Source organism: Paraflavitalea devenefica, assembly GCF_011759375.1.
Classification (GTDB): Bacteria; Bacteroidota; Bacteroidia; order Chitinophagales; family Chitinophagaceae; genus Paraflavitalea; species Paraflavitalea devenefica.
Genome location: NZ_JAARML010000002.1, coordinates 836,468 through 850,144 on the forward strand (window position 1 = coordinate 836,468; position 13,677 = coordinate 850,144).

The window sequence follows — 13,677 nt, forward strand, 5'->3', positions numbered from 1 at the left end:
GCTTTGTCCGTACTGTAACACTGTTTTTTTATTAACAATCAAAACTACTGTCACATGAGTAAACGCCATGGGCTAACTATTGTATTGTCTGTACTTTCTCTTCTTCTCTTTTATTCTTCTTTCGCACAAACACAAAAAGTAACCGGTAAGATCCTTGACAGCAAGAGCGGTTCGCCAATTCCCGGCGCTACGGTGAGCGTGGAAAAAGGCAGCCAGGCTGTGAAGGCTGAGGCTGATGGTTCTTTTACGATCGATGTACCCCCGGCTACAAAAAACCTCGTAATATCTGTTGTAGGTTACAGGCGTTTGGTGATTCCAGTACGCACTACTCCCATCAATGTGGAAATGGAAGTTGAAAGCGCCCTGATTGATGAAGTAGTGGTCACAGGCTATACCACTGTACAACGTAAAAAGTTTGCAGGCGCAAGTGCTGTTGTGGCGGCTGCAGAAGTGCGCAGGCAGCCAATGGCATCCTTCGATCAGGCCCTGCAGGGACAGGCTGCCGGTGTATCGGTTGCTGCCAACAGCGGACAGCCGGGCGCCAATGCTGTGGTGCGCATCCGTGGCAATGGTTCCATCAATGGCAGCAATGTGCCTTTATATATTATAGACGGGATTGAAGTGTCGGCCGCTGATTTCGCTACTGTCAACCAGGCCGACTTTGACCGGATAGAGGTATTGAAAGATGCCGTAGCTACTGCCTTGTACGGCTCCAGGGGCGCCAATGGCGTTATTGTGATCAATACACGCCGTGGTAAATCCGGTCAGTTGCAGTTGAACTATGACGGGCAGGTTGGATTCAGCAAAATGCCGAAAGACCGCCTCGAAGTGATGAACAGCTCACAGAAGATCGATTATGAATTGCAGCGGGGTAATCCTTACGGATGGACAACTGCACAGGCCGATAGTTTAAGAAAAGTAAATTTCAACTGGCAGGATGCGCTTTTCCAAACCGGTGTTACCCATCAACACCAGATCAGTGCCAGCGGTGGTAGCCAGGCCACCCGTGTATTTGGTTCCTTGTCATACCTTGATCAGGAAGGTATTGTAAAAACAACGGGCCTGAAGCGGTACACCCTTCGCGTGAACGTTGATTACAATGTAAAAAACTGGCGCTTTGGGATCAGTACGCAAGGTGGGTATTCAAAAAGAGTGAATACTCCGGAAGCCAATACAACGCTTGCGTCACCATTGAATGCTATTCGCTGGGCGAATCCTTATGAACGGGATATTGATCCAAGAACAGGCGAATACCAGGAAACTTTCGCCAATAAAGGCGGAAGGCTTACTTCCGGCCAGCCCAATGGCGCGATGGAATTATTCCTGAACCATAATTATAGCTTACAGCTCAAAGCGATTGGCTCCAGCTACCTGGAATATTATTTTCCATTCCTGGATGGGCTCTATGCCCGTACCAATTGGGGTATAGACTATGGCCAAACTGAGACAGAAGCATATACCAGTCCGCGCGTTTCAGCAGGCCTGGCCCGGCAGGGAGCACTTACGAGAGGCTTTTCCAGGAACCTCCGGTATACAGGCACCACTTCTTTGAATTACAAAAAAGCATTTGGCAAACATGAAGTAGAGGGAGGTGTGTTCTTTGAAGCCGTGAAGAATAATGCACGCAACTTCAGCTTCACGGGTTATGGGTTTACCAATGGCTTTGAAAACGAAGCCGGCATCACTGCCGGTAGTGTAAGTAATGCCAACTACATTCCGGCTGTTGGCGGCAGTGGCACTGAGAGTGGTTTACAATCGTACTTCTTTGTAGCCAACTATGGGTACGACAATAAGTATTATGTGAACCTGGTAGGAAGGCGCGATGGCTCTTCGCGCTTTGGGTTTAATAACCGTTTTGCCAATTTCGGCTCGATAGGTTTGACCTGGATAGCTTCGGAAGAAGCATTCATTAAGAATATTAGTTTCATCAATGAACTTAAAGTGCGTGCCAGTATTGGCACCACGGCGAATAATGCAAGTGTTGACTATGCTCTTCCCTTGTTGGGCAGGAGCACCTATGCGGGTGTTAGCGGTTGGGCGCTCAGTAGTCCCGGTAATCTTAACCTGCGCTGGGAAACCAATCGTACGATCAACTTTGGGATAGACTTTGCGGTGCTGAATAACAGGCTGGGTGGTACGGTCGAGTTGTATGACCGTGAAACGCGGGACCTGTTTTACGGTGATCCCATTGATTATGCATTGAATGGTTTCCCCAGTATTGATGCCAATTTGGGCAAGCTGAGGAACCGTGGTTTTGAACTTTCATTGCGGGGGGATGTGATCCAGACCCGCGATTTTCGCTGGACCGTTCAGGGTAATATTGCTTATAACCGCAACGAGGTGGTGGAGTTGAGGCGCGACTCTACCATTACCGGCCTTACGGTCCTGTCTATCGGAAAACCAATTAACAGTTTTTACCTCGTAGAATATGCTGGTGTAAACCCGGATAATGGCAATGCCTTGTATACCAAGCGTGATAAATCAACTACCCAGGCATTTAGTGTAAACGATAAGGTGATCCTCGGTACTTCTGATGCGCCCTGGTTTGGCGGTATCTCTACTACTTTATCCTGGAAGGGTATTGACTTTAGTGCGCAGGTCAACTTTTTCCTCGACAGGTATATGTACAATAATGACCGGAATAACATTACCAATCCAACTTATTTCTACGATAATATGACTCCGGATGTTTTAAGGGAATGGAAGCAGGCGGGTGATAAAACGGATGTGCCCAGGCCGAGCAGCAGCGGTGGCAACAGTTACCAAACTCAAACTACCCGTTTCCTGGAAGATGCCAGCTTCTGGCGTTTAAGGAATGTAACGCTGGGTTATACATTGCCTGCAGTATGGTTGCGTAGCGCTGGCCTCCGTAGCGCCAGAATATTTGTGCAGGGGCAGAATTGGTGGACTGCTACCGATTACAGGAGCTTTGATCCCGAAATGACAGGTACATCATTAACCGGTGCGCAATATCCTGCACTGATACAAACCACCATTGGCCTGTCCATCGGATTCTAAACCTAACTCATAATACCTATAAAGCTCTATAGTATGTTGAAAATATTGAAATCTATTGTTGCAGTATCTATGGGAGTGGTTGCTTTGCAGGCCTGCTCCAAAGAGGAACTGGTTGATCTATACCCGGAGTTTAGTCTTGATGCCCTTAGCAATCCTTCCAGCATGAAGCAGGTGGAAGAAGTATTGGGGGGAGCCTATGCCGGTTTCCGCAATGCGAATTATTACAGTTCGGGCAGTGGTACCGGTGCGGGTTGGGCGATCATGCCGGATGTGATGAGCGATAACCTGTACGAAGCGATTGAAACGCTGGCGAATTCCCGCGCCATGGCGGACTGGATCTATCAACCCAATACAGGACAAGTGACCAGTTTGTACAGTGCGCCTTATGGCGTTATTGCCAATGCGAATATTGTATTGCGTGATGTTGGCAAATTCACGACTACCGAAAACCAGTTGCTGGCCAACCGCATCAAGGGGCAGGCTTATGCCATTCGCGCCATGGCGCACTTCGACCTGTTTCGCTACTTCGCGTACAAGTATGACAGGAACAGTACTACCGACCTGGCGCTGGCTTATTCCACCCAACTGATCCTGACACCCGGTGTCAAACCTGCCCGTTTGCCCAACAAGCAATATTATGACTCCCTGTTTGCCGATCTTTCCGCTGCGGTTACTTTATTGTCAAACATTGACAAGCCCATCAATGCCGAGTCGGGATTGATTCGTCCTTACATCGACCTGCCGGCAGTATACGCATTGCAGGCACGGATATATCTGTATGCAGGCATGTGGAGTGAAGCTGTCACGGCGGCTACCAATGCCATCAATGCACGACCGCTGGTAAATCTTAGTCAAAGCGCTTTTTCTGGTATGTACAACCAAACTAACCGGGGAGAGATCATCTGGAATATACAGTTTGAGTCAGGGCAGAGCGGCCCCTCCTTCCTTGCTTATTTTGCTACCAACGGGCGCAGTTATTTCAGGCCGGCATTGGAAATCGCTACGGGCGACAGCACCAGCGGTTTAATACAAAAAGGCGATATCCGCTATGCTGCTTTTTTCACCAAAGAAAATGATGGCAGGCTGGCCCTTACCAAATACAAAGGTAAAAGTGGTCTGTCTGATGGGGCGGCCAACTTCCCGGTATTCCGTACTGGCGAAATGTACCTTATCAGGGCCGAAGCAAGGGCCAGGAACTCCCAGGAAGCGCTTGCCTTAGATGACCTCAATGCGCTGCGTGCGGCCCGTATCAGCGGATATGTACCAGCGGTGGGGTTGACCGGCAACCTGTTGCTCGAAGCTATTGCGAATGAAAGAAGAAGAGAACTGGTAGCAGAAGGCCACCGCTTCTTTGATCTTAAAAGGACTACCCGCTCCATTGTACGGGGTAGCACCTGTGGTAACACAGCCGTTTCTCCTGCCGGTGATTGCACCCTTTCCCCTACAGATCGCGAGTGGGCATTGCCGATCCCTGAAAGCGTACGCAATGCCAACGAAAACGCAGATCAAAATCCTGATTATAATTAATTCCATTAATCCGTACTCCTGTCCCGTTCTCTTAGCAGGGCTGCCCGTTCAGGCAGCCCTGTTGCTATTATAAACCAGCGTCTTATAGACTCCAGGGTCCACCAATTCCTTGTTTATATTTTGATAAGTCATAAAATTTGATTAGACTTGTAAAACTAAAAGTTTAGACAAGCCTAAAAAATAATGGTTTATATATCTAAAAAGGGAATTGTTACCGGAAGCATTATTGCTATCATCTCCCTGCTGATTGCCTGTGAAAAGTTAATGCCCAAAGCGCCGGCAGACGATAGCATACTGGATGGGCCGGTAGAAGGCTTAACACCGGAACAGTCGGTGCAATTCCTGCGCGGCGATGTAGCCTTCAATGATGAAGTGTTTACCCCTGAAACAGGACTGGGGCCGCTTTTTGTAGCCACTTCCTGCGGCACCTGTCATGCCGGTGATGGAAAAGGCCATCCCTTTACCACTTTAACCAGGTTTGGACAAACCGACAGTACCGGCAATAAATTCCTGGATGCCGGTGGCCCCCAATTACAGCATCGTGCTATTTACAATTACCAACCTGAACAAATACCCGCAGGCGCCACCTTCTCAAAATTTATGCCCCCTGCCAATACGGGCCTGGGCTTCCTCGATGCCGTGACCGATGCTGACCTGTTGGCCCTGGCCGATCCGCAGGACTTAAATGGGGATGGCATTTCCGGTAAACCCAACTGGATAACAATTCCGGATTACCTCGCTATACGCGCCAATGCCGCTATACAAAACGGGAAATACATCGGGCGGTTTGGTAAAAAAGCGGCCGCCTACGACCTGCTCCACCAAACCGTGAATGCCTACAACCAGGATATGGGTATTGCTTCTGCCTACGAACCGTATGATACCTATAACCACCAGGAAGTTGATCCGGAAGTCAGCAACCAAACAGTAATAGATGTAGTAGTCTACCTCAAAACACTTAAAGCGCCTATTCAGCGTACACCGGGTAACCCGGATGTACAGGCCGGTAAAAAGCTATTTACACAGATTGGTTGCGCCAAATGTCATATACCTGAAATGAAAACCGGCGCTTCTTCGATCAATGCCTTATCCAATAAAACATTTGCTCCTTATACCGATCTGCTGTTGCATGACATGGGCACTGGGCTTGATGATGGCTATACAGAAGGTACCGCCACTACCGCTGAATGGCGCACGCCACCCTTATGGGGGCTGGGCCTTTCCAGGAACTCACAGGGCGGCCAGTATTTTTTACTGCATGATGGCCGCGCCAAAAGTATAGAAGAAGCCATCCTGTTGCATGGCGGCGAAGCACACCAGAGCAAGGACCATTTCCAGCAGCTAAGTGCCGCCGATAAAGCCAGGTTGATCAAATTTCTTGAATCCTTATAAAGCTATTCCATACATGAAACGACGGGAGTTTATCGTCAGTAGTTGTACCGCCTGCCTGTCCATGACCGGCCTGGCCGCCTTATCATCCTGTAAGGCCACCCATCTTGTAAGTGGCCAATTAAACAAAGACGGCGTGTTGATAGACCTCAATGATTTTAAGGTAAAAAAGAATGCTCAAACTGAGTATCGTTCTTATGTGGTGATAAGAAATGAAGAACTGAAATTTCCCATTTGCGTATACCGCTTCAGCGATACGGATTATACCGCCATCTGGATGCAATGCGCCCACCAGGGGGCTGAACTGCAGGTATCCGGTACACACCTTCATTGTCCTGCCCATGGAAGTGAATATGACAATAAGGGCCGCGTTACCAATGGCCCTGCCGAACGGGATCTAAGGACTTTCCCGGTAACCCTGAACAATGACCAATTATTTATAGACTTAAGGAAACAATGAAACGATCACTACTCATCACTTGCTGCTGCTTAATCACCTCCTCTCTGTTGGCCCAGATAGACCCTGAACTGTTGCGCAGGATACCTGTCAAAAATGATTCCCTGCAAATGAATATGGATGCGGTGTATAACCGGCCTTTTTTACAGGTGGGGAAACTGCCGGTAGCCATCGGTGGCTATGCAGAAGCCAACTACCAGTATTTAAGTGAGAACGGCGTGAGTGAAGGGCACCAGTTTCAAATGAGAAGGGTAACACTGTTTTTATCTTCTTCCATATCCAGGAGAATAAAGTTCCTGACCGAGCTGGAGTTTGAAGACGGCACCAAAGAAATAAACATTGAGTTTGCTTCTGTAGATGTTGAATTTGCACCGCTGTTCAACTTCAGGGGAGGGATCGTGATGAACCCGATCGGTTCATTCAACCAAAACCATGATGGCCCTAAATGGGAGTTTGTAGACAGACCCATTTCCGCTACGCAGTTATTGCCTGCTACCTGGAGCAATGTGGGCTTTGGCTTATACGGCAAAAAATTTACTACTGATTGGGTATACGGTTATGAAGTGTACCTCACCAATGGTTTTGATGACAAGATCATTGCCAATACGGAGAACAGGACTTCTTTACCGGCCAGCAAGGAAAACAAAGAGCGTTTTGAAGAAAGCTTTAATGGCAGTCCTTTGCTCACCGGTAAATTTGCCGTACGCCACAGGAAAGTGGGAGAGGTGGGCCTGTCCTATATGGGCGGTGTGTACAATAAGTTTAAAGAAGATGGGATCGTGCTGGATAAAAAGCGGCGGGTAGATGTAGTAGCTGTCGACTTCAATAGCACCTTACCTGTGCTGAAAACTTTCATCAATGGGGAATGGTCCTGGACTTTTGTAGACTTGCCCGATAATTATACGGAGCAGTTTGGCAGCAAGCAGCGTGGCGGATTTATAGACATTGTGCAACCAATAGTACGCAAAAGGATCTTTGATTGGGACAATGCCGTGATCAACATCGCTTTACGGGCTGAATATGCAGATTATAACGTAGGTAAATTCAAACAAACAGGCGGTAATATTTATGATCATGTGGCAGCCATCGTTCCTGCCATCAGTTTCCGTCCCACTGCACAAATGGTATTCAGGGCCAATTACAGGCATGAATGGCATAGGGACCTGCTGGGCAATCCTGCCACCAGGGTGGCTGGTTTTCAAATTGGTATCTCTACCTATTTTTAATCCCTGTAGTAAAATAGTACATCATTTCAGTAGTTCAGGCCATTGTTGTGCCTGACAGGGCCTGTAATTTTATTTACTAAATAACAGGCGCCATATGAAAAGCACACGCTACAGGCGGTATGCTATCTTTCTATTACTCCTCTTTTCTGCTTATTCTCCGCAGTGTCTCTCCGGCGCAGGCCCGGTGGGTGGCGAGGACGCTGCGGTTTATGCACAGCAATATTATAATGTAGTAAAATACGGCGCTAAGAACGACAGCAGCCGGAAAGTCACGGCCGCTATTGCCAAAGCCATTGCTGCTGCGGCAAAGGCGGGTGGGGGTACCATCTATTTCCCGGCCGGCAAATACCTGACCGGTCCCATACACCTCAAAAGCAATATTACCATCCTGATCGATGTCGGTGCGGAACTGCATTTCAGTGATGACTTTGATGATTACCTGCCCATGGTGGAAAGTCGCTATGAGGGCGTGGATGTGACCAGTTTTTCCCCGCTGTTCTATGCGTATAAGGCAGAGAACATTGCTATTAAAGGGCGCGGTATTATTGATGGGCATGGGAAAAAATGGTGGGACTTTGTAGAAGGCTACGATGAGAAACGGCCGCGCACGAAATGGCAGTTCCTCTTTGACAGCCTCAATAAAAATATCCTGCTGCCTGATGATCCGAAGCAGATGAAAAGAGGCTTCCTGCGTCCGCCTTTTATACAACCCATGTATTGTAAGAATGTACTGATAGAAGGTATTTTGATCCGAAATTCGCCTTTCTGGACCGTAAACCCTGAGTTCTGCGAAAATGTAACAGTAACCGGTGTTACGATCAACAATCCGCCTTCGCCCAACACCGATGGCATTAACCCGGAATCGTGCAAATACGTGCACATCAGCAATTGCCATATCAGTGTAGGCGACGATTGCATTACCATCAAATCGGGCAAGGATGTACCCGGCAGAACGAAAGCAGCGCCGGCACAGAATTATACCATTACCAACTGTACCATGCTCAGTGGTCATGGCGGCGTGGTCATTGGCAGTGAAATGAGTGGCGGTGTAAAGAATATCGTCATCAGCAATTGTATATTTGATGGTACCGACAGGGGCATCCGCATTAAAACCGCCCGTGGCCGGGGCGGTGTGGTGGAAGATATACGGGTGGATAATATCATTATGAAAAATATCCGCGACCAGGCCATTGTGCTGGATATGGAGTATGCCCGGGTACCGGTGGAACCCGTCAGCGAGCGTACGCCGCAATTCAGGAACATCAGGCTGAGCAATATTACGGCCTATGCCAAAACCGCTATGTACATCAATGGTCTGGAGGAAATGCCTGTGCAGGAAATTAGCCTGCATGATGTATATTTCCAGGCGGAGAATGGTATTACGATACGCAAAGCGAAAGACATTGAATTGCATAAGGTGCGTATCCATATAAAGCGGGGAAGCCCCCTGGTGACAGAAAATGTGCAAGGACTGAAAATAGACGGCTTTAGCAGTCAGTAACTTACTATCATGTTGAACATACGATCCAGCATAGCAGGTGTATTGCTTTGTGCGGTTAGTGTTGTAGCTGTACAGGCGCAAAAGCCCGTGCCCGATACAGTAATGCAGCGCATTTATGCGGAAGTAAAAACGCCTTATAAGTATGGCCTGGTGCTGGCGCCGGAGAGCGATGCAAAGAAGATGGATTGTCCTACGGTGTTCCGCAAAGGCAATAAATGGTACATGACCTATCTCGTATTTGACGGCCGGGGTTATGAAACCTGGCTGGCTGAAAGCAATGACCTGCTGCAGTGGACAACCAAAGGACGCTTGTTGTCATTTTCCGATACTACACAATGGGATGGCAACCAGAAAGCGGGTTATCCCGTCTTACAGGATTATACCTGGGGAGGCAGTTACGCCTTGCAACCGTATAAAGGCAAATACTGGATGTCGTACTTTGGCGGCCAGGAAAAAGGGTATGAAGCTGGGCTACTGTCGCTGGGCATGGCGTACACTGCCAAAACGCCCTGGAAGCCCCATGAATGGAAGCGTTTGGATAAGCCCATACTTACTTCCAAAGATGCCGATGTGCGCTGGTGGGAAAATAAAAAACAATTTAAGAGTACGGTGATCTGGGATAAACAGCAAACAACCGGTTATCCTTTTGTGATGTATTACAACGCAAATGGTGATTCTGCTGTCAACAATATTAAAACAAGGTGGTTTGAACGCATCGGTATGGCCGTATCTAATGACATGGTACACTGGAAACGTTTTGGGGCAGAACCCGTCATGCATCACCCCGTAGGCATTACCGGCGATGCAGTGATCCAAAAGATCAATGACGTATGGGTGATGTTCTATTTTGGCGCTTTCTGGACAGGACGTAAGGATGCCTTTAACCGATTTGCGGGTTCCTATGACCTGGTACACTGGACGGATTGGACCGGTGACGACCTCATTAATTCAACGGAGCCTTATGATGATCGTTTTGCCCATAAATCATTTGTGGTAAAACATGATGGGGTAGTGTACCATTTTTATTGCGCGGTGAATAAGAAAGACCAGCGAGGTATTGCAGTAGCTACTTCGGTAGATAAGGGGAAGAGTTCCCTGTCATTTGTAAAGTAATTTTAAAAGGCGAGTGGTGAGTGGCGAGTAGCGAGTACTTGCCACTCGCCACTTGCCACTCGCAATTATATGCTTCGATTGAAAAGATATATCATCTCTCTGGCGCTAAGCTTACCGCTGTTGAAATCTTACGGTCAAACACGCACAGTGATTGATTTTAACAAAGACTGGAAATTTTACCTGGGCAATGACAGTACCGCTATTGAAGCCGGGTACAATGATACCAAATGGCGCGTGCTCACGCTGCCGCATGACTGGAGCATAGAAGGTAGTTTTGAGGAGAAGCATCCCGCCACTACGCAGGGTGGCGCCCTGCCGGGTGGTATTGGCTGGTACCGTAAAACATTCAGTCTGCCGGCAGGCTCACAAAATAAAAGGACCTTCATCGAGTTTGATGGCATCTATCGCAATAGTGAAGTATGGATCAATGGCCATTACCTGGGCAAGCGGCCCAATGGATATATCTCCTTTGGTTATGAGCTTACTCCTTACCTGCATAAGGCACCACAAAAGAATGTACTGGCAGTGAAGGTGGACAATAGCCAGCAACCCAATTCACGCTGGTACACCGGTTCAGGGATTTACAGGAACGTAAGGCTGGTGATCACCAGCCCGGTGGCCATTGAGCAATGGGGCAGTTTTGTAACTACGCCGGTCATAAAACCGGAAGTCGCTACGGTAAATATTGCCCTGTCCATTAGTAAGTCAGCCAATCAACAACAAACCGTGCGGCTGGTTACCAAAGTGCTGGATGCGGCCGGTAAGGTAGTGGCGGCACAAACTTCTGGTGATGTATTGCTGACGGATAGCATCAACGAGGCCGCACAACAATTGCAGGTACCCATGCCGCAATTGTGGTCGGTAGACAGGCCCTACCTGTACAAGGCGGTGACCAATATTGTTCACCAGGGAAAGACCATTGATGAGTATACTACTCCCTTTGGTATCCGTTATTTTCATTTTGATGTAGACAAAGGTTTTTTCCTCAATGGAAAGCCGTTAAAGATACTGGGCGTGTGTATGCACCATGACCTGGGCGCGCTGGGTGCAGCCATCAATGTGCGGGCCATGCAAAGGCAATTGGAAATTATGAAGGCCATGGGCGCCAATGCGATCCGTACGGCACACAATCCACCGGCGCCTGAGCTGCTGGACCTTTGCGACCAGATGGGATTGCTGGTAATGGATGAGGCCTTTGATATGTGGCGGAAGAAGAAAAACAAGTTTGACTATTATGCTGATTTTCCAGCCTGGCATCAGCGCGACCTGGAAGACCAGGTAAAACGTGACCGTAACCATCCTTCCGTTTTTATGTGGAGCATTGGCAATGAGATCCGGGAACAGTTTGACAGTACCGGTATCAGCATCACCCGTGAACTGGTGGGCGTTGTGAAAAGCCTGGATACGACCCGGCCGGTAACGGCGGCCCTCAGTGAATGGAATCCTGCCAAGAATTTCATGTACCAGTCCGGCGCATTGGATGTGGTAGGATTGAACTATCATCATGAAGTGTATGCCGATTTCCAAAAGCATTATCCCGGTAAGGCATTCATTGGCACGGAGAACATGTCGGCCCTTGCCACGCGCGGGCATTATGACCAGCCTTCCGATACCCTGAAATTCTGGCCGCAACGTTCGCCCATGAAATATGTAGAGGGCGGTAATCCTGATTATACCGTATCGGCGTATGACCAGGTGGCTGCCTATTGGGGCTCTACGCATGAAACCACCTGGAAGATCATTAAGAAATATGACTTTCTATCGGGCCTGTTTGTGTGGACGGGTTTTGATTACCTGGGTGAGCCGGTGCCTTATCCCTGGCCGGCCAGAAGTTCCTATTATGGTATTGTAGACCTTGCCGGTTTCCCCAAAGATGCTTATTATATGTACCAGAGTGAGTGGACTACCAAACCGGTATTGCATGTATTCCCGCATTGGAATTGGCAGCCGGGCAGGGTAGTGGATGTATGGGCTTATTATAACCAGGCCGATGAAGTGGAGTTGTTCCTGAATGGCCGTTCATTGGGCACAAAGCAGAAACAGGGCGATGAACTACATGTAATGTGGCGGGTGCCTTTTGAACCCGGTACGCTGAAAGCGGTATCCCTCAAAAACGGTAAGATAGTATTGACAAAAGAGATCAAAACAGCCGGTGCGGCTTATCGCCTCGAGTTAGTGCCCGACAGGAAGATTATCCATGCTAATGGCAAAGACCTGTCTTTTATTGCCATTCGTGTGCTGGATGCAAAGGGCAGCATAGTACAGGATGCAGATCACCTGATTCGTATTAAAATTGCAGGGAAGGCTTTACTGGCAGGGATGGATAATGGCTACCAGGCAAATCCTGAATCCTTTAAAGCTGGTGCACACAAGGCTTACAACGGGTTGTGCCTTGCCATTGTGCAGGCCGGGCATACAACCGGTGATGTAAAAATAGAAGCCCTGGCCGATGGCCTGCAGGGAGCTGCTGTTACCCTCCGGATGGTCCCTTGAAATAGCCGGTTCAGCTATAGCGGTATAGTCTGCTGAATAGTAAAATATTCCATCATTATAGTGAAACCTTACATTGTTTCCGGTACACCTCGCCAGTACCTTTAGCTTACCTGAATGGTACAGGTATTTGGCTGATGGCCATTCGTCCTAACGATAAAAAGATTCTTGCATGAAACGGTATTTGCTTGTCATCAATGTGGCTGTTGCCCATGGGCACAGAGTGGCTGAACTTTTTTATCCTACCTATTCCCCAATCTTTAAAGCAGTCGTTATCTGTTTACTGGTTATAAATGCCGGCAGTGTACAGGCGCAACAGTCTGTTGTTGCTGAAGACACTGCTTATATCAATGCCGTGAATGAGCGGGCCAATAAAATTGCAGGTATGCTGGGCATTACCGATGCATCGAAGCTGAAACAGGTACAAGCTATTATCGCGCAACAATACCGTGCACTCAATCAGCTACATGAAAGCAGTAAAGCGGTAGTTGCCGGAATAAAGAAGTCCACGACTTTAACAAAGGAGGCCATTGCTGAAGCGGTAAAAAAGCAAGAAGAAGAAAAAGAGGCAAAGCTGAAGCAGCAACATACTGCTTATATCGCTCTTTTAAGCAACGATCTGTCTCCTGAACAGGTAGAAAAAGTAAAAGATGGTATGACGTATCGTGTGCTCCCCATCACCTATGCCGCTTACCAGGATATGATACCCCAGCTCACGGATGCACAAAAGCAACAAATATATGCCTGGCTTACAGAAGCGCGCGACCATGCCATGGATGCAGAATCATCTGAAAAGAAACACTGGTGGTTTGGAAAATACAAAGGAAGGATTAACAACTACCTTTCATCTGAAGGATACGATCTAAAGAAAGCGAATGAGGATTGGGCGAAAAGAAGGAATGCAACAAAAACAGGTTCACCGGGTTAGAAAAATTCACGTACTACGCTAACGATTG

The 13,677-nt window shown here is 48.1% G+C and carries 9 protein-coding genes; all 9 read left to right on the plus strand.

Annotation, left to right across the window (positions count from 1 at the left end; all coding sequences use genetic code 11):
- The first annotated feature begins 54 nt into the window (after positions 1 to 54).
- Positions 55 to 3,018 (plus strand): SusC/RagA family TonB-linked outer membrane protein, encoded by a 2,964-nt coding sequence (locus tag HB364_RS12995; protein ID WP_167288403.1) that lies wholly within the window; start codon positions 55 to 57, stop codon positions 3,016 to 3,018.
- A 33-nt stretch (positions 3,019 to 3,051) separates the two neighbouring features.
- Positions 3,052 to 4,545 carry a RagB/SusD family nutrient uptake outer membrane protein gene (locus HB364_RS13000; protein ID WP_167288404.1) on the plus strand — a complete coding sequence of 498 codons (1,494 nt, stop codon included), beginning with the start codon at positions 3,052 to 3,054 and terminating at the stop codon, positions 4,543 to 4,545.
- Between the two features lie 183 nt (positions 4,546 to 4,728).
- Positions 4,729 to 5,937 carry a di-heme oxidoredictase family protein gene (locus tag HB364_RS13005; protein WP_167288405.1) on the plus strand — a complete coding sequence of 403 codons (1,209 nt, stop codon included), beginning with the start codon at positions 4,729 to 4,731 and terminating at the stop codon, positions 5,935 to 5,937.
- Positions 5,938 to 5,950: 13 nt separating this feature from the next.
- Complete coding sequence (locus HB364_RS13010) at positions 5,951 to 6,394, plus strand: QcrA and Rieske domain-containing protein (protein ID WP_167288406.1); 444 nt, start codon at positions 5,951 to 5,953, stop codon at positions 6,392 to 6,394.
- Positions 6,391 to 7,617 carry a hypothetical protein gene (locus HB364_RS13015; protein ID WP_167288407.1) on the plus strand — a complete coding sequence of 409 codons (1,227 nt, stop codon included), beginning with the start codon at positions 6,391 to 6,393 and terminating at the stop codon, positions 7,615 to 7,617. Before HB364_RS13010 ends, HB364_RS13015 begins: the two co-directional genes overlap by 4 nt.
- Positions 7,618 to 7,711: 94 nt before the next feature.
- On the plus strand, positions 7,712 to 9,118 hold the full coding sequence (locus tag HB364_RS13020) for a glycoside hydrolase family 28 protein (RefSeq protein WP_167288408.1): 1,407 nt from the start codon (positions 7,712 to 7,714) through the stop codon (positions 9,116 to 9,118).
- A gap of 9 nt (positions 9,119 to 9,127) precedes the next feature.
- The gene (locus HB364_RS13025) at positions 9,128 to 10,231 is read left to right on the plus strand and encodes a glycoside hydrolase family protein (protein ID WP_167288409.1); all 1,104 of its coding nucleotides are present in this window, start codon (positions 9,128 to 9,130) and stop codon (positions 10,229 to 10,231) included.
- A 69-nt stretch (positions 10,232 to 10,300) separates the two neighbouring features.
- The gene (locus tag HB364_RS13030; protein ID WP_167288410.1) at positions 10,301 to 12,724 is read left to right on the plus strand and encodes a glycoside hydrolase family 2 TIM barrel-domain containing protein; all 2,424 of its coding nucleotides are present in this window, start codon (positions 10,301 to 10,303) and stop codon (positions 12,722 to 12,724) included.
- A 169-nt stretch (positions 12,725 to 12,893) separates the two neighbouring features.
- Positions 12,894 to 13,649 (plus strand): DUF3826 domain-containing protein, encoded by a 756-nt coding sequence (locus tag HB364_RS13035; RefSeq protein ID WP_167288411.1) that lies wholly within the window; start codon positions 12,894 to 12,896, stop codon positions 13,647 to 13,649.
- Positions 13,650 to 13,677 lie beyond the last annotated feature (28 nt).

Excerpts from the sequence above, each read along its gene's own strand:
- HB364_RS12995 (WP_167288403.1), top strand. The coding sequence starts at position 55 with ATGAGTAAACGCCATGGGCTAACTATTGTATTGTCTGTACTTTCTCTT.
- HB364_RS13020 (WP_167288408.1), top strand. The coding sequence starts at position 7,712 with ATGAAAAGCACACGCTACAGGCGGTATGCTATCTTTCTATTACTCCTC.
- HB364_RS13035 (WP_167288411.1), top strand. The coding sequence starts at position 12,894 with ATGAAACGGTATTTGCTTGTCATCAATGTGGCTGTTGCCCATGGGCAC.
- HB364_RS13025 (WP_167288409.1), top strand. The coding sequence starts at position 9,128 with ATGTTGAACATACGATCCAGCATAGCAGGTGTATTGCTTTGTGCGGTT.
- HB364_RS13000 (WP_167288404.1), top strand. The coding sequence starts at position 3,052 with ATGTTGAAAATATTGAAATCTATTGTTGCAGTATCTATGGGAGTGGTT.
- HB364_RS13005 (WP_167288405.1), top strand. The coding sequence starts at position 4,729 with ATGGTTTATATATCTAAAAAGGGAATTGTTACCGGAAGCATTATTGCT.
- HB364_RS13015 (WP_167288407.1), top strand. The coding sequence starts at position 6,391 with ATGAAACGATCACTACTCATCACTTGCTGCTGCTTAATCACCTCCTCT.
- HB364_RS13030 (WP_167288410.1), top strand. The coding sequence starts at position 10,301 with ATGCTTCGATTGAAAAGATATATCATCTCTCTGGCGCTAAGCTTACCG.
- HB364_RS13010 (WP_167288406.1), top strand. The coding sequence starts at position 5,951 with ATGAAACGACGGGAGTTTATCGTCAGTAGTTGTACCGCCTGCCTGTCC.